The 20289-nt window shown below is 69.4% G+C and carries 22 protein-coding genes; 4 read left to right on the top strand and 18 right to left on the bottom strand.

Annotation, left to right across the window (positions count from 1 at the left end; translation table 11 throughout):
* Positions 1-12: 12 nt before the first annotated feature.
* From lgt to ACZ50N_RS12095, 6 genes are all read right to left on the bottom strand, one after another.
* On the bottom strand, positions 13-2598 hold the full coding sequence (gene lgt, locus ACZ50N_RS12120; protein WP_464475453.1) for a prolipoprotein diacylglyceryl transferase: 2586 nt from the start codon (positions 2596-2598) through the stop codon (positions 13-15).
* On the bottom strand, positions 2595-3383 hold the full coding sequence (gene trpA, locus ACZ50N_RS12115; RefSeq protein ID WP_046365396.1) for a tryptophan synthase subunit alpha: 789 nt from the start codon (positions 3381-3383) through the stop codon (positions 2595-2597). Before trpA ends, lgt begins: the two co-directional genes overlap by 4 nt.
* Positions 3380-4642, bottom strand: coding sequence for a tryptophan synthase subunit beta (trpB, locus tag ACZ50N_RS12110; protein WP_046365397.1), 1263 nt, complete (start codon positions 4640-4642; stop codon positions 3380-3382). The genes trpA and trpB overlap by 4 nt, the downstream gene beginning before the upstream one ends.
* On the bottom strand, positions 4643-5461 hold the full coding sequence (trpC, locus tag ACZ50N_RS12105) for an indole-3-glycerol phosphate synthase TrpC (RefSeq protein ID WP_048422086.1): 819 nt from the start codon (positions 5459-5461) through the stop codon (positions 4643-4645). It abuts the gene before it with no gap.
* 72 nt (positions 5462-5533) lie between these two features.
* On the bottom strand, positions 5534-6112 hold the full coding sequence (locus ACZ50N_RS12100) for a TIGR02234 family membrane protein (RefSeq protein WP_046365399.1): 579 nt from the start codon (positions 6110-6112) through the stop codon (positions 5534-5536).
* Complete coding sequence (locus ACZ50N_RS12095) at positions 6109-7635, bottom strand: anthranilate synthase component I (RefSeq protein ID WP_048422087.1); 1527 nt, start codon at positions 7633-7635, stop codon at positions 6109-6111. The genes ACZ50N_RS12100 and ACZ50N_RS12095 overlap by 4 nt, the downstream gene beginning before the upstream one ends.
* A gap of 32 nt (positions 7636-7667) precedes the next feature.
* On the opposite strand from ACZ50N_RS12095, the gene ACZ50N_RS12090 reads away from it, so the two are divergent.
* The gene (locus ACZ50N_RS12090; protein ID WP_046365401.1) at positions 7668-8132 is read left to right on the top strand and encodes a peroxiredoxin; all 465 of its coding nucleotides are present in this window, start codon (positions 7668-7670) and stop codon (positions 8130-8132) included.
* Here the strand turns inward: ACZ50N_RS12090 and hisI are convergent.
* Genes hisI through hisD form a run of 8 tightly spaced genes read right to left on the bottom strand, consistent with a single transcriptional unit; the run spans position 8120 to position 14501 of the window.
* Positions 8120-8467: a phosphoribosyl-AMP cyclohydrolase gene (gene hisI / locus ACZ50N_RS12085; protein ID WP_073685092.1), complete on the bottom strand. Its 348-nt coding sequence runs from the start codon at positions 8465-8467 to the stop codon at positions 8120-8122. The two genes, ACZ50N_RS12090 and hisI, sit on opposite strands and share 13 nt — an antisense overlap.
* A complete protein-coding gene (hisF, locus tag ACZ50N_RS12080; RefSeq protein WP_048422088.1) occupies positions 8464-9249 on the bottom strand; it encodes an imidazole glycerol phosphate synthase subunit HisF in 786 nt (261 codons plus the stop codon). The genes hisI and hisF overlap by 4 nt, the downstream gene beginning before the upstream one ends.
* Entirely contained in the window at positions 9246-10064 is an 819-nt protein-coding gene (locus tag ACZ50N_RS12075; protein ID WP_073685094.1) for an inositol monophosphatase family protein, read from the bottom strand. Before ACZ50N_RS12075 ends, hisF begins: the two co-directional genes overlap by 4 nt.
* On the bottom strand, positions 10061-10813 hold the full coding sequence (gene priA, locus ACZ50N_RS12070) for a bifunctional 1-(5-phosphoribosyl)-5-((5-phosphoribosylamino)methylideneamino)imidazole-4-carboxamide isomerase/phosphoribosylanthranilate isomerase PriA (RefSeq protein WP_464475452.1): 753 nt from the start codon (positions 10811-10813) through the stop codon (positions 10061-10063). The genes ACZ50N_RS12075 and priA overlap by 4 nt, the downstream gene beginning before the upstream one ends.
* Positions 10810-11430: an imidazole glycerol phosphate synthase subunit HisH gene (gene hisH, locus ACZ50N_RS12065; protein WP_464475451.1), complete on the bottom strand. Its 621-nt coding sequence runs from the start codon at positions 11428-11430 to the stop codon at positions 10810-10812. The genes priA and hisH overlap by 4 nt, the downstream gene beginning before the upstream one ends.
* 10 nt (positions 11431-11440) lie before the next feature.
* Positions 11441-12058, bottom strand: coding sequence for an imidazoleglycerol-phosphate dehydratase HisB (gene hisB / locus ACZ50N_RS12060; RefSeq protein WP_048422092.1), 618 nt, complete (start codon positions 12056-12058; stop codon positions 11441-11443).
* Positions 12055-13161, bottom strand: a complete 1107-nt coding sequence (locus tag ACZ50N_RS12055; RefSeq protein ID WP_464468164.1) for a histidinol-phosphate transaminase — start codon at positions 13159-13161, stop codon at positions 12055-12057. The genes hisB and ACZ50N_RS12055 overlap by 4 nt, the downstream gene beginning before the upstream one ends.
* A complete protein-coding gene (gene hisD, locus ACZ50N_RS12050; RefSeq protein WP_277244230.1) occupies positions 13158-14501 on the bottom strand; it encodes a histidinol dehydrogenase in 1344 nt (447 codons plus the stop codon). Before hisD ends, ACZ50N_RS12055 begins: the two co-directional genes overlap by 4 nt.
* A 36-nt stretch (positions 14502-14537) precedes the next feature.
* On the opposite strand from hisD, the gene ACZ50N_RS12045 reads away from it, so the two are divergent.
* Positions 14538-14963 carry a nitroreductase family deazaflavin-dependent oxidoreductase gene (locus tag ACZ50N_RS12045; protein ID WP_464475450.1) on the top strand — a complete coding sequence of 142 codons (426 nt, stop codon included), beginning with the start codon at positions 14538-14540 and terminating at the stop codon, positions 14961-14963.
* Between the two features lie 10 nt (positions 14964-14973).
* Complete coding sequence (locus tag ACZ50N_RS12040) at positions 14974-15612, top strand: LysE family transporter (RefSeq protein WP_046365410.1); 639 nt, start codon at positions 14974-14976, stop codon at positions 15610-15612.
* Between the two features lie 3 nt (positions 15613-15615).
* On the opposite strand, the gene ACZ50N_RS12035 is transcribed toward ACZ50N_RS12040, so the two are convergent.
* Genes ACZ50N_RS12035 through nadA form a run of 4 tightly spaced genes read right to left on the bottom strand, consistent with a single transcriptional unit; the run spans position 15616 to position 19528 of the window.
* Complete coding sequence (locus ACZ50N_RS12035; RefSeq protein WP_464468167.1) at positions 15616-16065, bottom strand: hypothetical protein; 450 nt, start codon at positions 16063-16065, stop codon at positions 15616-15618.
* 3 nt (positions 16066-16068) lie between these two features.
* A complete protein-coding gene (gene nadC / locus ACZ50N_RS12030; protein WP_046365415.1) occupies positions 16069-16932 on the bottom strand; it encodes a carboxylating nicotinate-nucleotide diphosphorylase in 864 nt (287 codons plus the stop codon).
* A complete protein-coding gene (locus tag ACZ50N_RS12025; RefSeq protein WP_464475449.1) occupies positions 16932-18500 on the bottom strand; it encodes an L-aspartate oxidase in 1569 nt (522 codons plus the stop codon). The genes nadC and ACZ50N_RS12025 overlap by 1 nt, the downstream gene beginning before the upstream one ends.
* Complete coding sequence (nadA, locus tag ACZ50N_RS12020; protein WP_048422098.1) at positions 18497-19528, bottom strand: quinolinate synthase NadA; 1032 nt, start codon at positions 19526-19528, stop codon at positions 18497-18499. The genes ACZ50N_RS12025 and nadA overlap by 4 nt, the downstream gene beginning before the upstream one ends.
* A 47-nt stretch (positions 19529-19575) precedes the next feature.
* On the opposite strand from nadA, the gene ACZ50N_RS12015 reads away from it, so the two are divergent.
* Entirely contained in the window at positions 19576-20253 is a 678-nt protein-coding gene (locus ACZ50N_RS12015; RefSeq protein WP_048422099.1) for an NUDIX hydrolase, read from the top strand.
* The last annotated feature ends 36 nt before the right edge of the window (positions 20254-20289 follow it).

Below are 20289 nucleotides of genomic sequence, written 5' to 3'. Positions count from 1 at the left end.
AGTGAGGTGTGGTCAACGATTTCTACGCCGACGAACCCACTGAATGACACGCTGACCGACCTCAGTGGAAAGGCTTGCCGGAGGGCGGCTTACCGGCGGGGCCGGGCTGCCGGCCGTGGTCACGCCGGGGGTCTCAGAAGTGACTGCCGACGTCTCGCTGACGTCAGCATCTTCGGCGCCTTGATCATCGGCGACTGCGGCATCAGGATCGCCGGACTCGGTCGCCGCGGACTGATCAGCGGTCAATGCTTCGGCGGCGTCCTCACCCTCGACGGCGACGGAATGCGCGACCTCAGCATCACCGACCGCCTCTGCAGCCTCGTCGGCGTCGACCGAACCAAGACCCGCCTCGGGCTCAGGCTCTTCAGCCTCAGACTCCGTCGCTGCAGCCTCAGGCTGCTCTTCGGTCAGCGCCTCGGCAGCATCCTCACCCTCGACCGCGACGGCGTGGGTGACCTCAGCATCCTCAACTGCCTCCGCAGCCTCGTCGGCATCCACCGAACCCAGACCCGCCTCGGGCTCCGAGTCTTCAGACTCCGTCGCCTCCGCCTCAGGCTGATCTTCGGTCAGCCCTTCGGCAGCGTCCTCACCCTCAACGGCGACGGAATGCGCGACCTCAGCATCACCGACCGCCTCCGCAACCTCGTCGGCATCCACCGAACCAAGACCCGCCTCCGGCTCAGACTCCGACTCCGACTCACCATCATCGGTCAGCCCTTCGGCAGCATCCTCACCCTCAACGGCGACAGCATGCGCAACCGCAGCATCACCGACCGCCTCCGCAACCTCGTCGGCATCCACCGAACCGAGACCCGCCTCCGGCTCAGACTCCGACTCCGACTCACCATCAGCGGTCAGCGACTCCGCAGCATCCTCACCCTCAACGGCGACTGCATGCGCAACCTCAGCATCACCGACCGCCTCCGCAACCTCGTCGGCATCGACCGAACCGAGACCCGCCTCAGGCTCGGGCTCCGACTCTTCAACGGTCAGCGCTTCGGCAGCACCCTCACCCTCAACGGCGACAGCATGCGCACACTCAGCATCACCGACCGCCTCCGCAGTCTCCTCGGCATCGACCGAACCAAGACCCGCCTCAGGCTCAGGCTCGACAGACTCCGCCGCCTCATCAGCGGTCAGCGCCTCGGCAGCATCCTCACCCTCAACGGCCACAGCATGCGCGACCTCAGCATCACCGACTGCCTCCGCAACCTCGTCGGAATCGACCGAGCCCAGACCCGCCTCGGGCTCAGGCTCAGGCTCTTCAGCGGTAAGCGCCTCGGCAGCATCCTCACCCTCAACCGCCACGGCATGCGCAACCTCAGCATCACCGACCGCCTCCGCAACCTCGTCGGCATCCACCGAACCAAGACCGCCCTCAGGCTCCGACTCTTCAGCGGTCAGCGCCTCAGCAGCATCCTCACCCTCAACGGCGACAGCATGCGCGACATCGGCGTTCTCCACCGCCTCCGCAACCTCATCGGAATCGACCGAACCCAGACCCGCCTCCGGCTCGGCAGTTTCATCGGCAGGATCGACGGGCGCGACGAGCTCATCACCCTCGGCGACCTCATCGCTGTCGACGGTCTCCAGATCGGCTTCACGGTCACTGGAGGCATCGTCGTCCTCTGCGGCCACGATCGCCGCCGCGACCACTCCGGTCGTCGACGCACCCAGCGCCACGTCCTTGACCACGTCTTCTGCACGCGATGCGCCGCGCACCTCGCCGTCCACGGGCTTTCCGCGCAGCGACAGCGGATCTTCCCGACCCTTCGGCGCGACCATGATGTACACGACCGCGGCGATGAACACGAACGTCGACGTGAACGTGTTGATCCGGATGCCCGCGATATGCGTCGCCGCGTCACTGCGCATCAGCTCGACCCAGAACCGGCCCACGCAGTAGCCCGCGACGTACAGCGCGAACAACCGGCCATGTCCGATACGGAACCGTCGATCGACCAGGATCAGCGCGGCGAAAACCAGCAGGTTCCACAGCAATTCGTACAGGAACGTCGGGTGGACGATCTCGATCAGCTGACCGGTCGACACACCGTTGAGCGAATCCGGCACACCCGCCGAATTCACTCGTTCGTAGATCTCCAGGCCCCAGGGCATCGTCGTCTCGCGCCCATAGAGTTCCTGATTGAAGTAGTTACCCAGCCGTCCGATGGCCTGGGCCAGGATGATTCCCGGCGCTATCGCGTCGCCGAACGCGGGCAGCGGTATCTCCCGCCGCCGGCACGCGATCCACGCCCCGACCGCTCCCAGGGCGACCGCGCCCCAGATTCCGAGCCCGCCGTCCCAGATCCTCAGCGCAGCAACGAATCCCGCGCCGTCCTCACCGAAGTAGGTGCGCCAGTCGGTCATGACGTGGTAGAGCCGGCCACCGATCAGGCCGAACGGCACCGCCCACAATGCGATGTCGTAGATGACGCCCGGCTCGCCGCCGCGTGCCACCCAGCGCCGATCGCCCAGCACCAACGCGGCCACGATGCCGGCGATGATGAACAGCGCGTACGCGCGCAGCGGGAAGGGGCCGAGATGCCACACCCCCTGCGCCGGACTCGGGATGTATGCCAGCACCGTCGACGTCACGCAGTGACCCTTTGCCTTACCCCGTCAGCCAATTCTTCTGTCAGCGCACGCATCGCCGGAATGCCGTCGGTCAACGCGGACACCAGCGCCGAACCCACGATCACACCATCGGCATACGAACCGATCTGGGCGGCCTGCTCCCGCGAGCGCACACCCAATCCGACTCCGACCGGAACGTCGGACAAATCCTTGATGCGCCGCACCAACTCCGGCGCCGCATTCGACACCGCGTCCCGGGCGCCCGTGACACCCATCGTCGAGGCGGCGTACACGAATCCGCGCGACGCGTCGACGGTCGCGCTGAGCCGCTCCGGCGTGGACGACGGCGCCACCACGAAGATCCTGTCGAGGTCGTGCGCTTCCGACGCCGCCAGCCATTCGTCGGCCTCGTCCGGGATCAGATCCGGGGTGATCAACCCCAGACCCCCCGCCGACGCCAGATCCCGACTGAACGCATCCACGCCCTTGCTCAACACCGGGTTCCAGTAGGTCATCACCACGGCGCTTCCGCCGGCGGCACTGATCGCCTCGACCGCCCGCAACGTGTCCCGCACCTTTACCCCGCCACGCAGCGCCACTTCGGTGGCGGCCGCGATGACCGGCCCGTCCATCCCCGGATCGGAGTAGGCGATGCCCACCTCGATGATGTCGCAGCCCGCCTCGACCAAGGCGACCATCGCGGCGATCGAGGTGTCCACGTCCGGGAACCCGGTCGGCAGGTAGCCGATGAGCGCCGACCGATTCTCGCTGCGGCAAGCCTCGAAAACACTGCCCAGACGACTCATTTCGGACCGTCCTCGAACAAACCGAACCAGCGCGCTGCGGTCTCGACGTCCTTGTCTCCACGCCCCGACAGATTCACCAGGATGATCGCCCCCGGCCCGAGTTCTTGACCGAGCTTCATCGCGCCCGCGACCGCGTGCGCCGATTCGATCGCCGGGATGATGCCCTCGGTACGGCTCAGCAGCGACAACGCATCCATCGCCTCGGTGTCGGTGATCGGCTTGTACTGCGCGCGGCCGACGTCCTTGAGCAACGCGTGCTCGGGACCGACCCCTGGGTAGTCCAAACCCGCTGAAATCGAATGCGATTCGACCGTCTGACCGTCTTCGTCCTGCAAGAGGTACGAGTACGAGCCCTGAAACGCACCCGGCGATCCACCGGTGAACGTGGCCGCGTGCCGTCCGGTCTCGACGCCGTCACCGGCCGCCTCGTATCCGACCAGGCGCACCGCCGGATCGTCGATGAACGCGTGGAAGATGCCGATCGCGTTCGAGCCGCCCCCGACACACGCCACCACCGCGTCGGGTAGCCGCCCGGCCTGGTCGAGCATCTGAGCGCGTGCCTCGAGTCCGATGACGCGCTGGAAGTCGCGCACCATCATCGGGAACGGGTGCGGTCCCGCCGCCGTTCCGAACGCGTAGTACGTGCTGTCGGCGTTGGTCACCCAGTCTCGGAACGTCTCGTTGATCGCGTCCTTGAGAGTCTTCGAGCCCGACTCGACCGCGACCACCGTGGCACCGAGCAGACGCATCCGCGCCACATTCAACGCCTGGCGGGCCGTGTCGACGGCGCCCATGTAGATCACGCACTCCAGGCCCAGCAGCGCGCATGCCGTCGCCGTCGCCACCCCGTGCTGGCCGGCGCCCGTCTCGGCGATGACCCGAGTCTTACCCATCTGCTGGGCCAGCAGGGCCTGCCCGAGCACGTTGTTGATCTTGTGAGAACCGGTGTGGTTGAGGTCTTCTCGCTTCAGGAAGATCCGCGCGCCACCGGCGTGCTCGGCCATCCGCTCCGCCTCGTACACCGGTGAGGGCCGACCGGTGTAATGCCGCTGCAGCCGATCCAACTCGTCGAGGAACGTCTGATCCCCGCGCGCCTTCTCGTAGGCCGCGGTCACCTCTTCGATGACGGCCATCAACGCTTCGGGAACGAACCTGCCGCCGTACACGCCGAAATGGCCGCGCGCGTCGGGATCATGGGAGGTCGGTTCGGCCACTGCGGCGCTGGCGCGCGGCAGTTCCGGTTCCAGGTGAGTGGTCACTTAGCGCGCAGGTTTCGGGCATGACGGATGCGTACCGGCGGTGACGAGGTCAGCGACGGCACTGCGGGGATCACCACTGGTCACCAGGCCCTCGCCGACCAACACGGCATCGGCGCCGGCACCGGCGTACGCCAGCAGGTCAGCTGTCCCCCGCACACCCGACTCGGCGACGCGGATGACGTGGCTCGGCAGCCCCGGCGCGATGCGCGCGAAGCAGTCCCGGTCGACCTCGAGTGTCTTCAGGTCTCGGGCGTTGACACCGATCAGCGTGGCTCCGGCCTGCAGCGCACGGTCCGCCTCTTCCTCGGTGTGGACCTCGACGAGCGCCGTCATCCCCAACGACTCGGTGCGTTCGAGCAGAGACTCCAGCGCCGGCTGTTCGAGCGCGGCGACGATCAGCAGCAGCAGATCGGCACCGTGGGCCCGGGCCTCATGGATCTGGTAGGGCCGCACGATGAAGTCCTTGCGCAGCACCGGTATCGACACCGCCGCACGCACCGCGTCGAGATCGTCGAGCGAGCCGTGGAACCGGCGCTGCTCGGTCAGGACGCTGATCACCCGGGCGCCGCCGTCTTCGTAGGCCCGCGCCAGCTCCGCCGGATCGGCGATCGAGGCCAGCTCACCGCGGGACGGGCTGGCCCGCTTCACCTCGGCGATGACGCCGATGCCGGGCGCCCTCAGCGCCGCCATCACGTCCAGGGGCGCGGGCGCCTTCTTTGCCCGTTCCTTGACCTCGGCCAGGCTGACGACGGCCTCGCGGGCGGCGACGTCAGCACGCACCCCATCGAGGATGGAGTCGAGGACGGTAGCCGAACCCATAGCTGTCGTTTCCCTTCCCCTGACGGCCGTTTGATTCTTGATGAAGGGTAGTCGCCACGACACCACAGCCCGTCACCGCCCCTTCTTGTCCATCGTGGTCGGGTCGTTGCCCGCATCGAGCGCGTCCCAGATCATCCGCTCAGACATCGTCTCTCCGGTGTCCGTCGGCTCGGCCGGGCGGCGCGCATAGCGGGCGGTGTCGGCACCGGCGCGGGTCGCCGACCGCAGCAGCAGCACCGCTCCGAACAGCGACAGCGCCGCCGCCACCAGCGTCAGCGCCGCGCCCAGTGAGTGACGTTCGGTGCCCATCAACTCGGCGATCGGTATTTCGGCCAGGCGGGCGGCCCGGGCCCCCACGTCGGGCACGACCCACAGGCTGATCGCCAGATAACCCATCCCCGCGCTGGCACCCGCGACCAGCACCGCCAGGATGCGCATCGGCCAGCCGCGCACCGCTAGCGCGGCGACCGCCGCCGCCAGCACGACCAGTGCGAGCGGGACCAGCGCCGTCGACCAGGTCGCCCCCGTCAGATCCTCGGTCTTGGGATGGGTCAGCCCGTCGAAGGAGGACACCTGCACCCAGGTCAGACGGGACGCCCCCCACAGCGCTGCCGCGGCGAGAAGCAGGGCCAGCTGCCCGAGCCGCGTCACGGCTCGCTCAGCGTCTCGGCCGCGGCGATCGCGTTCAGCACCGCGCGGGCCTTGTTGGCGGCCTCGTTGTACTCGTACGGGCCGTTGGAGTCCGCGACGACGCCCCCGCCGGCCTGGACGTAGGCGGTGCCGCTGCGCATCAGCGCCGTGCGGATCGCGATCGCGAAATCCGCGTCACCGGCGAAGTCGAGATAACCCAGTACGCCGCCGTACAGGCCGCGCCGCGTCTTCTCCACCTCTTCGATCAGCTCCATCGCGCGGACCTTCGGCGCCCCCGAGAGCGTGCCCGCCGGGAAGCACGCCGTCACCGCGTCGAGGGCCGTCCTGCCGTCGGCGAGCAGCCCGGTCACCGTCGACACCAGGTGCATGACGTGGCTGTAGCGCTCGACGTGGCTGTAGTCCTCGACCTTGACGGTGCCCGGCCGGCAGACCCGGCCCAGATCGTTGCGGCCGAGGTCGACCAGCATCAGGTGCTCGGCCCGTTCCTTCTCGTCGGAGAGGAGCTCCTTTTCCAGGAGCACGTCCTCTTCCTCGGTCTCCCCGCGCCACCGGGTGCCGGCGATCGGATGCGTGGTGGCCCGCCCGTCCTTGACCGTCACCAGGGCTTCGGGGCTGGATCCGACGATCGAGAAGTCCAGGCCGCCGTCGCCGTCGGGCACGTTGAGCAGGTACATGTACGGACTGGGGTTGCTGACCCGCAGCATCCGGTAGACGTCCAGCGGGTCGGCGCCGGTGTCCATCTCGAAGCGCTGCGACGGCACGACCTGGAAGGCTTCACCTGCCTCGATGTCACCGACCAGCTTGTCGACGATGGCGGTGTACTCCTCGACCGTGCGCTGCGAGCGGTGCAGCGGCGCGGGACGGGAGAACGTCGCCACGGTCGACGCCAGCGGTTCGGCCAGCGCCGCGGTCATCACGTCCAGCCGGGCGACCGCGTCCTCGTAGGCCTCATCGACGCGCTCGTCGGTGCCGTTCCAGTTCACCGCGTTCGCGATCAACGTGATCGTGCCCTCGTGGTGGTCCACCGCGGCGATGTCGGTGGCCAGCAGAAGCACCATGTCGGGCAGGCCGAGATCGTCGACCGCGAGCTCCGGCAGTCGCTCGAGACGGCGCACGAAGTCGTAGGCGAAGTAGCCGACCAGGCCCGACGACAGCGGCGGCAAACCGGGCACCGGCGCGGTCTGCAACAGCGTCAGCGTCGCGCGCAGCGCCGCCAGCGGATCACCGCCCGACGGCGCATCCTGCGGGGTCACGCCGAGCCACGCTGCATGACCGTCGCGCACGGTCAACGCCGACGGCGCACCCGCGCCGATGAACGACCACCGCGACCACGACCGCCCGTTCTCCGCGGACTCCAGGAGGAACGTTCCGGGGCGGTTGGCCGCGAGCTTGCGGTACGCCGAGAGCGGGGTCTCGCTGTCCGCGAGCACCTTGCGGGTCACCGGCACCACGCGGTGCTCGGCGGCCAGCGCCCGGAAGTCCTCACGCGACGTCGTCACAGTGAGACTGGCGGTGGACTGCACACCGGCATTCTCCCAGACGTAGGTTGTAAAACATGAATCGTGGTGACACCGTGGCCGAGTTCTCGCTGCCCGACCAGACCGGTACGACGCGGTCGTTGACCGAACTGCTCGCCGACGGTCCGATCGTGCTGTTCTTCTACCCCGCCGCGATGACGCCCGGCTGCACCAAGGAGGCATGCCACTTCCGCGATCTGGCCGCCGAATTCGCCGCCGTCGGCGCCACCCGCGTCGGCATCAGCGCCGACCCGGTCGACAAGCAGGCACGCTTCGCCGATCAGCAGAAATTCGACTACCCGCTGCTCTCGGACACCGACGGCACGGTCGCCACGCAGTTCGGCGTCAAGCGCGGGCTCCTGGGCAAGTTCATGCCGGTCAAGCGCACCACGTTCGTCATCGACACCGACCGCACCGTGCTCGACGTGATCGCCAGCGAGATCAGCATGGACAGCCACGCCGACAAAGCGCTGCAGACGCTGCGCAAGCGTCAGTCGGCCTGACCCAGCAGCAGGTCGGCGTCGAAGCACGTGTGATCGCCGGTGTGGCAGGCCGCGCCGACCTGGTCGACCTCCAGCAGCACGGTGTCGCCGTCGCAGTCCAGCCGCACCGAATGCACCCGCTGCGTGTGGCCCGACGTCGCACCCTTGATCCACTGCTCGCCGCGTGACCGCGAAAAATACGTTGCCTCACGGGTTTCCAACGTCCGAGCCAGAGCGTCGTCGTCCATCCACGCGACCATCAGCACCTGACCGGTGCCACGCTCCTGCACCACCGCGGCGAACAGCCCGTCGGCATTGCGCTTGAGTCGCCCAGCGATCTCCGGGTCCAGACTCATCGCACGGTGATCCCTTCCGCCGCCATCGCCGCCTTCACCTGTCCGATGGTCAGCTGCTTGAAGTGGAAGACGCTGGCCGCCAGCACGGCGTCGGCCCCTGCAACAACGGCGGGCGCGAAATGTTCCACGGCACCGGCCCCGCCGCTGGCGATCACCGGCACCGACACCGCACCGCGCACCGCCCGCAGCATCCGCAGATCGAAGCCGGCCTTCGTACCGTCGAAGTCCATCGAGTTCAGCAGGATCTCCCCCACACCGAGCTCGGCGCCGCGCGCCGCCCATTCGACCGCGTCGATGCCTGTGCCGCGACGCCCGCCGTGCGTGGTGACCTCCCAACCCGACGGTGTGGGCTCTGAACCCGCGGGCACGGTCCGCGCGTCGACCGACAGCACGATGCACTGCGAACCGAACTGCCGCGACAACTCCGAGAGGAGCTCCGGGCGGGCGAGGGCAGCGGTGTTCACCGACACCTTGTCCGCACCCGCGCGCAGCAGCATGTCCACGTCGGCCACCGACCGCACCCCGCCCCCGACGGTCAGCGGGATGAACACCTGCTCAGCCGTGCGGCGCACCACCTCGAGCATCGTCGAGCGTCCCGACGACGACGCCGTGACGTCCAGGAACGTCAACTCGTCGGCGCCCTCGGCGTCGTAGACCGCGGCCAACTCGACGGGATCGCCCGCGTCGCGCAGGTTTTCGAAGTTCACGCCCTTGACCACGCGCCCGGCGTCGACGTCCAGGCACGGGATCACGCGGGTTGCGACGTCACCACCGGTGCTCACAGGTAGTCCTTCGGGTCGCCGGCCGAACCGATCAGGTCGAGCATCTCCTCGTGGACGCCGGGGGCCGCCACCAGCGCCGACGGGGACGTCACCGTCCACGGCTCCCCCGCCATGTCGGTGACGATGCCGCCCACGGCACGCACCAGCGCAACGCCCGCGGCGTGGTCCCAGATGTGATGCCCGAAACTCATGGCGCCCCCGAGGATTCCCGCCGCGACATAGGCCAGATCGATCCCGGTGGCACCGTGCATCCGCATACGCGAGCACTGCTTGCTGAGGTTGGACAGCACCGCTGCCCGGTACCGGCCCGGGTAGCGGCCGCGCGACTCGATGTTGAACGTGCCGGTGCCCACGATGGCATCGCACAGCCCGGTCTGCTCCAGCCGAGAGAGCTCCTGGCCGTTGCAGCGCGCCGGGCCGTCGACCGCCGCGGTGTAGCGCTGCCCCATGAACGGCAGCCACGTCAGGCCCAACGTCGGCTCGCCGTCGACGAGCAGACCAAGCAGGATCGCCGCCATCGGCGACCCCGCGGCGTAGTTGAAGGTGCCGTCGATCGGGTCCAGGACCCAGACCAGCTCCGAATCGACCGACTCCCCGCCGAATTCCTCGCCGTGCACTCCGATACCGGTCAGCCGCTGCAACTCGGCGACCACGCGGCGCTCGATCGCGAGATCCACCTCGGTGGCGAAATCGTTGCCCTTCTTGGCCACCGCCGAGTCGGCGCCGTGGCCGGCGATGAACTGTGCCGAAGCCCCGTCGAGAATTCCCGCGGCCGTGTCGAGGAGCTCGGCGAGCTGGCGCGCGTCGAGCGTCACGTGCCGACCGCGGCCAGGGCCTCAGGCAGCGTGAACCGGCCCGCGTACAAGGCTTTTCCGACGATCGCGCCTTCGACCCCCACACCGGTCAGCGTCGAGATCGCGCGCAGATCGTCCAGACTGGACACCCCGCCCGACGCGATCACCGGGGCGTCGGTGCGCTCGCACACCGACGACAGCAGCTCCAGGTTGGGCCCGTTGAGCGTGCCGTCCTTGGTGACATCAGTGACCACGAAGCGCGAGCAGCCCTCTTTGTCGAGCCGCTCCAGCACCGTCCACAGGTCGCCACCGTCGGTCTCCCAGCCGCGGCCGCGCAACCGGTGCTCACCGCCGGAGATCAACACGTCGAGCCCGACGGCCACCTTCTCGCCGTGCTCGGCGACCACGCGGGCACACCACTGCGGGTTCTCCAGCGCCGCCGTGCCGAGGTTCACGCGGGCGCAACCGGTGGCCAGCGCCGCCGCCAGCGACTCGTCGTCGCGGATGCCGCCGGAGAGTTCCACCGCCACGTCGAGCGTCCCGACGACCTCGGCGAGCAGCTCCCGGTTCGACCCGCGGCCGAACGCGGCGTCCAGGTCGACGAGGTGAATCCACTCCGCGCCGTCGCGCTGCCACGTCATCGCCGCGTCCAGTGCCGAGCCGTACTCGGTCTCACTGCCGGCCTGCCCCTGAACCAGGCGCACGGCGCGCCCCTCCACCACGTCGACGGCGGGCAACAGGACCAGTTTCGGTGCGTTCACGCCGGTCAACTTAGCGCCCCGATCCAGTTCGACAGCAATTCGGCGCCGGCGTCCCCGCTCTTCTCCGGGTGGAACTGCGTGGCCGACAGCGGGCCCGCCTCGACAGCGGCCAGGAACGGCACGTGGTGGGTCGCCCAGGTGAGCGTCGCGTCCGGATCGCCCTCCCACTGCTGGGCGGCATAGGAGTGCACGAAGTAGAAGCGCGTCGCCGGATCCATGCCCCGGAACAGCACGCTCTCGGCGGGGGCATCGACGACGTTCCAGCCCATGTGTGGGATCACCGGCGCGTCGAGGCGGACCACGGCGCCCGGCCACTGCCCGCACCCGGTCGATTCGACGCCGAATTCGACGCCGCGGGAGAACAGGATCTGCATGCCGACACACACGCCCAGAACGGGACGCCCGGCGGCGACGCGCTCGGCGATGATCTGCTCGCCGCCGACCTCGCGCAGCCCGGCCATGCAGGCCTCGAACGCACCGACGCCCGGGACCACCAGGCCGTCGGCGGCCATCGCGGCACCCTTGTCGGCGGTCACCTCGACCTCCGCACCGACCCGTTCGAGCGCCCGCTGAGCCGACCGCAGATTTCCCGATCCGTAGTCGAGCACGACGAGTTTGGTTGTCACAGAATCACTCTCATAGCGTCCCTTTGGTCGACGGCACGCCGCTGACCCGCTCGTCGTACTCGACGGCCTCACGCAGTGCCCGCGCCACGGCCTTGTACTGCGCTTCGGTGATGTGGTGCGGATCGCGACCGTACAGCGTGCGTACGTGCAGCGCGATGCGCGCGTTGAACGCGATCGATTCGAAGACGTGCTTGTTGACCACGGTGTGGTACGGCGCCTGCGAGCCCGCGATGGTGAAGCTGACCATGAACTCCGGCTCTCCGGTGTGCACGAAGTAGGGCCGGCCCGAGACGTCGACCGCGGCGTGCGCCAGCGACTCGTCCATCGGGATGAACGCGTCACCGAACCGGCGGATACCGCTCTTGTCGCCGAGCGCCTGACCCAGCGCCTGGCCCAGCACGATCGCGGTGTCCTCGATCGTGTGGTGGCCCTCGATCTCGATGTCACCGACGGCTTTCACCGTCAGGTCGAACCGGGCGTGGCTGCCCAGCGAGGTCAGCATGTGGTCGAAGAACGGCACACCGGTGTCGATGCTCACCTGCCCGGTGCCGTCGAGATCGAGCTCGACGACGATGTCGGATTCCTTGGTCTTGCGTTCGACCTTGGCGTACCTGTGGGGACGGCTCACTTCACTCCTTGTCGGGCACTGGCGCTCAGCAGTGCGTCGTTCTCGTCGGCCAGGCCGATCGTGGTGCGGAGGTAGCCGGGGATACCGACGTCGCGGATCAACACCCCGGCCTCCAGGTAGGACCGCCACGTCGCGGCGGCATCGGCGAACTCCCCGAACAGCAGGAAGTTGGCGTCGCTGGGAATCACCCGAAAACCCATGTCCGTCAGGCCCTTCGAGACCCGCTCGCGTTCGCTGATGAGCGTCGCGACGCTGCCGAGAGTGTCGTCGGCGTGGCGCAGCGCGGCCCGGGCCGCGGCCTGGGTCAGCGACGACAGGTGATACGGCAGACGCACCAGCAGCATCGCGTCCACGACCGCGGGGGCTGCCACCAGATAGCCCAACCGGCCGCCGGCGAACGCGAACGCCTTGCTCATGGTGCGCGACACCACGACCCGCGTCGGGTACTCGTCGATCAGGGCGAGCGCGCTGGGCTGCGAGGAGAACTCGCCGTAGGCCTCGTCGACGATCATCACCCCGCCGGCCATCGCGTCGAGCAGCAACCGCAGATCATCGAGCGACACACTCTGCCCGGACGGGTTGTTGGGGCTGGTGACGAACACGACGTCGGGGTTGTGCTCCTTGATCGCGGTGGCGGCGACGGCGGCGTCGAGGCCGAAATCGTCAGCGCGGTGGGCGGCCAGCCACTGCGTCTGGGTGCCGTCAGAGATGATCGGGTGCATCGAGTACGACGGCACGAAGCCGATCGCGCTGCGGCCCGGCCCGCCGAACGCCTGCAGCAGCTGCTGCAGGATCTCGTTGGATCCGTTTGCGGCCCAGACGTTCTCCACACCGACGCGGACCCCGGTCTGCGTGCTCAGATAGGCGGCCAGATCGGTGCGCAGCGCCACGGCGTCGCGGTCGGGGTAGCGGTGCAGCTCGGCGGCGGCTTCGCGCACCGATGCGGCGACGTCGTCGACGAGCGACTGCGTCGGCGGGTGCGGGTTCTCGTTGGTGTTCAGCCGCACCGGCACCGCGAGCTGCGGCGCCCCGTACGGCGACTTGCCGCGAAGATCCTCGCGCAGCGGCAGTTCCGCCAGCGTGGTGGTCTGACCGGGGTTCATCTCTCGAACCTCCGCCGCACCGCTTCGCCGTGGCTGGGCAGGTTCTCGGCGTTGGCGAGCGTGATCACATGTCCGGCAACGTCTTTGAGAGCGGCCTCGGTGTAGTCCACGACGTGGATGCCGCGCAGGAATGTCTGCACCGACAGCCCGCTGGAGTGCCGGGCACAACCGGCCGTGGGCAGGACGTGGTTGGAGCCGGCGCAGTAGTCGCCGAGGCTCACCGGAGACCAGGCGCCGACGAAGATCGCGCCCGCGGAACGGACCCGCGCGGCGACACCGGCCGCGTCGGCCGTCTGGATCTCCAAGTGCTCGGCCGCGTAGGCGTTCACCACGCGCAGGCCGGTGTCGACGTCGTCGACCAGCACGATCGCCGACTGCTGACCGCCCAGCGCGACACTCACCCGCTCGCGGTGCACCGTCGTCTCCAGCTGGCGAGCCAGCTCGGCGTCGGTGGCATCGGCGAGCGCGGTGCTGTCGGTGACCAGCACGCTGGCGGCCATCTCGTCGTGTTCGGCCTGGCTGATCAGATCGGCGGCGACGTGCACCGGGTCGGCGGTGTGGTCTGCCAGGATCGCGATCTCGGTGGGGCCGGCCTCGGAGTCGATGCCGACACGGGAGCGACAGATCCGCTTGGCGGCAGTGACGTAGATGTTGCCCGGCCCGGTGATCATGTCGACGGGTGCGAGTTCTGCATCGTCGGTGTCCGTGCCGCCGTAGGCGAGCAGCGCGACGGCCTGGGCGCCGCCGACGGCCCACACCTCGTCGACGCCGAGCAGCGCCGCGGCGGCCAGGATCGTCGGATGCGGCAGCCCGCCATGATCTTTCTGCGGTGGGCTGGCGATCACCAGCGACTCCACACCGGCCGTCTGGGCCGGGACGACGTTCATCACGACGCTGGACGGGTAGACGGCGTTGCCACCGGGGACGTAGAGGCCGACCCGCTCCACGGGCACCCACCGCTCGGTGACCGTCGCGCCCGGGGCGAGCGTGGTGGTGGTGTCGGTGCGGCGCTGATCGGCGTGCACGGCGCGGGCGCGCTCGATCGCCACCTCGAGCGCGATCCGGACGTCGGTGTCGAGCGCATCGAGAGCAGCGCGCAGCTGGTCAGCGGGCACGCGGACCTGCTCGGGCCGCACTCCGTCGAACGAGGCGCCGTACTCGAGCGCGGCGTCGGCGCCGCGCTCCGCGACCGCGTCGACGATCGGCCGGACCTTGGGCAGCACCGCGTCGACGTCGACACCACCTCGGGGCAACGCGGTCCGCAGACGGGCGGCCGACAACGTCGTGCCGCGCAGGTCGATGCGCCGCAGGAGCGGTGGCGATACATTCACGCTGACCATTGTCCCAGAGCAGCACAAATCAGAATCGGAGGCGTCATGCCGGACCGGCCGAGCAGGAGCAGCCACCCCAACAACGCGCCGGGCGTGCCGATGATCTTTCCGCCGTGGTTCGAAAAGCTGCAGATCAAGTACATGAACCCCCTGCTGCGGCCGCTGTCCAAGCGCATGCCGGGTCTCGCGGTGATCCACCATCGCGGCCGCACCTCCGGCACCGAGTACGAGACGATCGTCACGCCGTACCGCAAGGGTTCGGTGCTGGCGGTCGGACTGGCACACGGCAAGACGAACTGGGTCAAGAACGTCCTGGCCGCCGGCGAGGCCGACATCCGGATCGGTAGCGAGACCCTGCACCTCGTGCGGCCGAGGGTGCTGCCCGCCGGCACCAACGACCCGTCCCTGCCCCGGATGGCCCAGATGGTCGCCAAGCGATCCGGCGTCTTCGTCGCGGACATCAGCTCGTGAGCACGGCGCCATGACCTGGCAGATGTGGCTGGCGTTCTTCGGCGCGGCCATCCTGATCGCGATCTCCCCCGGCGCGGGCGCCATCCAGTCGATGGCCACCGGCTTGACCCACGGGGTGCGCCGCGGCTACTGGAGCATCCTGGGCCTCGAGATCGGGCTGATGCTGCAGCTGACACTCGTGGCGATCGGGCTGGGCGCCGCGGTCGCGAACTCGATCCTGGCGTTCACGATCATCAAATGGCTGGGCGTGGCCTACCTGGCCTACCTGGCGTTCCGGCAGTGGCGCAGCGTCGGGGTCGACCTGCGCGCCCAGATGGACCAGGTGGTCGCCGGCGGTCGCGGTGCACTGGTCGTGCGCGGGTTCCTGGTCAACGCCACCAACCCGAAGGGGCTGCTGTTCTTCCTCGCGGTGATGCCGCAGTTCGTGGTGCCGAGCGCGCCACTGATCCCGCAGTACGTCGCGATCGGGGTCACGATGGTCGTCGTCGACCTGGTGGTGATGGGTCTCTACACCGGCCTGGCCGTGCGGCTGCTGACCTGGCTGCGCACCCCCCGGCAGCAGACCCTGCTCAACCGGGTGTTCGCCGGCCTGTTCGCCGCGGCAGCGGTGGTGCTGTCACTGCTGCGCCGCGGGCCGATGCCGGCCTGACGGTCAGCGACAACGGTTGCTGACCGCGGCGCTGGCCGCCTCGGCCGCCGCCAGCCGCTTGGCCTGCTCCGGATCGGTGTTCGACGCACCCGCGGTGGCAGCCGCACCGATGTCGAGCAAGGCGTCGGCGAACGTCCGGACCGTGTCGGCGAGATCGGCCGGGGTGGCCGGGTCGAGGCGGGCCAGCAGGTACAGGCCGCCATCAGACAGCGCCAGCCGGGCGTTGGCCGCGGCGGCCAGCGAGCCGCTGATGTCGTCGGGCGCGGTCACGTTGGTGTTGGTCGCCACGCCCGCGCGGACCGTGGCGAACGCCGTGCACACCCGCGCAGTCGCCGCGGAGCGCTGCTCGTCTGTGTAGCCGGGATCGCGATCCAGCGTGCGGACCAGCGCGGCCGCCGACAGGCCGGTCGACAGCAGCGCCACCGCGAGAGCCAGACCCGGTGAGACACGCATGCGCTACAGGTCCAGACCCAGGTCGAGCACCCGCACCGAATGCGTGAGCGCGCCGACGGCCAGGTAGTCGACCCCGGTCCCGGCGTAGTCGGCGGCGCTGTCCAGCGACAACCCGCCCGAGGACTCCAGCATCGTGTGCGGTGAGCGGGTGGCCCGGCGCTGCACGGCGATCTGCGTCTGCCACACCGGGAAGTTGTCGAGCAGCACCAGCTCGACACCCTCGGCGAGTACCTCGTCGAGCTGCTCGAGGGAATCGACCTCGACCTCGCACGGCAGATCCGGCGCCACCTCACGAACCCTGCGCAATGCCTCCACCACCGAACCTGCGGCCGCCACGTGGTTGTCCTTGATCAACGCGGCGTCGCCCAGCCCCATTCGGTGGTTGACGCCGCCACCGACACGGACGGCGTACTTCTGCAGCAACCGCATGCCGGGAAGTGTCTTGCGGCTGTCCCGGATCCGAGCCTGCGTACCCGCTACCGCGTCCACCCAGGCAGCGGTGGCCGTGGCGATACCGGACAGGTGACAGAGCACATTGAGCATCGTGCGCTCAGCGGTGAGCAATCCGCGCGTGGGGCCCTCGACGATCAGTGCAGCGCCGCCCGGCTCGAGCCGAGTGCCGTCGGGTACCTGATGCACCACCCGGTAGCCGTCGCTGCCGAGCACCTCGTCGAACACGATCAGCGCGAGATCACCGCCGGCGATGACACCCGCTTCCCGCGCCACCACCGATGCAGTCGTGGTCGCGTCCTCGGCCACCGTGGCCAGGGTGGTGACATCGGGTCCGTAGCGCAGATCCTCGTCAAGGGCCCGGGAGATGATCGACCGGGCGTCGGCCCTCTCCTCGGCCGTCAGCGTCGGGGCCATCAACGGCACCCTGACGCGACGGGAGCGCAGATGATGCTGACCGCCTGGGCCGGATCGGTGTCGGGGAAGTCGCTGCGGTGGTGGCACCCGCGGGTCTCGGTGCGCGCCCGTGCCGCCGCACCCGCCACGCCGGCCACCGCAGTCAGCGCGGCGTCCTCGAAGGCGCTGCGCGAGGACAGCATTCGCGGTTGTGCCACCTCCAGTTCGGCGGCCAGCCGGCCCAGCCCGGCGTCATCGCGGACGACGGAGGCGTACCTGCTCATCGCGTGCTGCAGTGACGGGCGCGCGAGCACCGGCCGCACCGACGGTTCCGCGACGACCACGCGCGGCGGACCGGCGAGTTCCGCGTGCTCGGCGGCAGCGACACCGGCGCGGCCGCCGACCACCAGGCCCTCCAGCAGGCTGTTGGATGCCAGCCGATTCGCGCCGTGCATCCCGGTGCGGGCCACTTCCCCGGCGGCGTACAACCCGTCGATCGCGGTGCGGCCGTGCACGTCGGTGACCACCCCTCCGCAGCTGTAGTGCGCACCGGGAACCACCGGAATGGGTTGCCGCACCGGGTCGATACCCGCGGCACGGCAGGCGGCCGTGACAGTCGGGAACCGGCGGGCCACGTCGGCCACGTGGCGGGCGTCGAGGTAGACACACGCATCACCGGAGGCGCTCAGACGTGCCTCGATGGCTGCCGCGACGACGTCGCGAGGCGCGAGGTCACCCATCGGGTGCACGCCGGACATCACCGGTTCGCCGTGCCGGTCGACCAGCGACGCGCCCTCTCCACGCAATGCCTCGGTGATCAGCGGTCGTCGACCGGAGGCCGACCCGGTGTAGAGCATCGTCGGATGGAACTGCACGAACTCCACGTCGGAGACCGGCACACCTGCCCAGATCGCCAGTGCGACACCGTCTCCCGTGGAACCTTCGGGGTTCGTCGTCGCGCGGTACAGGTGCCCGGCGCCGCCGGTGGCCAGGATGACCGACGGCGCATAGACGGTCCCCGGGCCGTCCTCGCTGAGCACCGAGACCCCGGCGACGGCGCCGTCGTCGATCAGCAGATCGAGTGCGACGTGGTTGCGGCGGATGTCCAGCGATGCCGCGGCGTGATCCAACGCGCGCTGCACCTCGGCGCCGGTGGCGTCACCGCCGGAGTGGATGATGCGTCGGCGGGTGTGCCCACCTTCTCGGGTCAGTGCCCAGCGCCCAGGCGACGATTCGTCGAAATGCGCTCCCGCACCGACTAATTCGGCCACTGCGCGAGCGCCGTCGGCCACGATGGAGCGCACCGCCTCGGCGTCGCACAACCCGGCGCCGGCGACGAGCGTGTCGGCGACGTGCGCGTCGACGGAGTCGTCGGCACCCCTGACGCTGTCGGGCAGCACCACGGCGATCCCGCCCTGGGCGTAGAACGTCGCCGTCTCCGCCGCCTTGCTCAGCAGGATCACGCGGCTGCCGCGGCGGTGCGCGGCCAGCGCGGCGGCGAGACCGGCAACCCCGGTCCCGATGACGACGACGTCCGCGCGCAGACGCCAACCGCCGGAACCGCCGCAGCCCGGGCCGGTGGTGGTCATTCCCCGCCGCCGGGCTGACCGATCTCGATCATCCGCGTGACACTGGCGCGAGCCCGCGCGGCGGTGTCGGGATCGACGTGCACCTCGTCGGCACCCTCTACCAGGCAGCGCAGCATGGCCGCAGGCGTGATCATCTTCATGTACCGGCAGGACGCCCGGTCGTTGACGGCCTGGAAGTCGACATCGGGTGCGGCGCGGCGCAATTGGTGCAGCATGCCGACCTCGGTGGCGACCAGGACCTGCCGGGCACCGGTCTCGCGAGCGGCGTCCAGCATGCCACCGGTGGACAGAATCTTGACCCGCTCCTTCGGGTAGGCCCCCTCACCGGCGAGGTAGAGGGCCGAAGTGGCGCAGCCGCACTCGGGGTGGACGAACAACTCGGCGTCAGGATGCGTGCGCGCCTGCTCGGCGAGTTCGTCACCGTTGATGCCCGCGTGCACGTGGCATTCCCCGGCCCAAACGTGCAGATTCTGCCGGCCCGTCATCCGGCGCACGTGGGCACCCAGGAACTGATCCGGGCAGAACAGCACCTCACGGTCGGCGGGGATCGATGCGACCACCTCGACGGCATTGGAGGACGTGCAGCAGATGTCGGTCTCGGCCTTCACCGCGGCCGTGGTGTTGACGTAGGACACGACCACGGCGCCGGGGTGCTCGGCCTTCCACGCACGGAGCTCGTCTGCGGTGATGGAGTCGGCCAGCGAGCAGCCGGCGCGCTGATCGGGGATCAGCACCGTCTTGTCGGGCGAGAGGATCTTGGCGGTCTCGGCCATGAAGTGCACCCCCGCGAACACGATCGTGTCCTCGGGCGCCTCCGCGGCGATGCGCGACAGAGCCAGCGAGTCGCCCACGTGGTCGGCGACGTCCTGGATCTCCGGCAGCTGATAGTTGTGCGCCAGCAGCGTGGCGCCGCGCAGATCCAGCAGTCGCCGGACCTCGGCCGCCCAGGCGGCGTCCCCCTCGACACCGGTGTAGCCGTCGGGGCCGTCGACGATGCGGTCGGCGCTATCGGTCGCGAGCACGGTCATCGCCGTCTCCTTACCTTGTACGAGGTTTTCGACTTACAATCGAAAACATGCCACATCGTAGCACTCACCACGAAGTCCTGGCCGTGGTGTTTCAGGTTCGAGAGAACGCCCTGAACGTGCTGCTCTGGCAGCGGGCGCTGGACCCACAGCGCGGCCGCTGGGCGTTGCCCGGCGGCAGGCTCGGCCACGACGAGACGCTGACCGACTCCGTCCGCCGCCAGCTCGCCGAGAAGGTCGACCTGCGGGAACTCGCCCACCTCGAACAATTGGCGGTGTTCTCCGAACCCGACCGCGTGCCCGGTGACCGCGCCATCGCCTCGACGTTCCTGGGCCTCGTACCCTCCCCCGCCACCCCCGAACTCCCCCCCGACACCCGCTGGCACCCGGTCGGCGACCTGCCGCCGATGGCGTTTGACCACGGCCCGATGGTCGATCACGCGCGCACCAGGCTGGTCGCCAAGCTGTCCTACACCAACATCGGATTCGCCCTGGCGCCCAACGAATTCGCCCTCTCGACGCTGCGTGACATCTACAGCGCGGCACTCGGCCACCCCGTCGATGCGACCAACCTGCAGCGCGTCCTCGAGCGCCGTCACGTGATCACGCGGACCGGCACCACGGCGCGCTCGGGACGCAGCGGGGGCCGGCCGGCGGCGCTCTACCGGTTCGCCGACGCCCGGTATCGGGTCACCGACGAGTTCGCTGCATTACGTCCGCCCGGGTGAGTCGACTGGCTTCTTAACGCATTCTTAAGTAACAAT

Source organism: Mycolicibacterium obuense (assembly GCF_055397605.1).
This window is presented reverse-complemented; position numbering and strand designations above follow the sequence as displayed.

Bases quoted from the DNA above. Each gene is read 5' to 3' on its own strand.
- trpA (WP_046365396.1), bottom strand. From the start codon at position 3,383: ATGAGTCGTCTGGGCAGTGTTTTCGAGGCTTGCCGCAGCGAGAATCGG.
- trpC (WP_048422086.1), bottom strand. From the start codon at position 5,461: ATGGGTTCGGCTACCGTCCTCGACTCCATCCTCGATGGGGTGCGTGCT.
- ACZ50N_RS12090 (WP_046365401.1), top strand. From the start codon at position 7,668: ATGAATCGTGGTGACACCGTGGCCGAGTTCTCGCTGCCCGACCAGACC.
- hisI (WP_073685092.1), bottom strand. From the start codon at position 8,467: ATGAGTCTGGACCCGGAGATCGCTGGGCGACTCAAGCGCAATGCCGAC.
- ACZ50N_RS12055 (WP_464468164.1), bottom strand. From the start codon at position 13,161: ATGAACCCCGGTCAGACCACCACGCTGGCGGAACTGCCGCTGCGCGAG.
- hisD (WP_277244230.1), bottom strand. From the start codon at position 14,501: ATGGTCAGCGTGAATGTATCGCCACCGCTCCTGCGGCGCATCGACCTG.
- ACZ50N_RS12045 (WP_464475450.1), top strand. From the start codon at position 14,538: ATGCCGGACCGGCCGAGCAGGAGCAGCCACCCCAACAACGCGCCGGGC.
- ACZ50N_RS12040 (WP_046365410.1), top strand. From the start codon at position 14,974: ATGACCTGGCAGATGTGGCTGGCGTTCTTCGGCGCGGCCATCCTGATC.
- ACZ50N_RS12035 (WP_464468167.1), bottom strand. From the start codon at position 16,065: ATGCGTGTCTCACCGGGTCTGGCTCTCGCGGTGGCGCTGCTGTCGACC.
- nadC (WP_046365415.1), bottom strand. From the start codon at position 16,932: ATGGCCCCGACGCTGACGGCCGAGGAGAGGGCCGACGCCCGGTCGATC.
- ACZ50N_RS12025 (WP_464475449.1), bottom strand. From the start codon at position 18,500: ATGACCACCACCGGCCCGGGCTGCGGCGGTTCCGGCGGTTGGCGTCTG.
- nadA (WP_048422098.1), bottom strand. From the start codon at position 19,528: ATGACCGTGCTCGCGACCGATAGCGCCGACCGCATCGTCGACGGCCCC.
- ACZ50N_RS12015 (WP_048422099.1), top strand. From the start codon at position 19,576: ATGCCACATCGTAGCACTCACCACGAAGTCCTGGCCGTGGTGTTTCAG.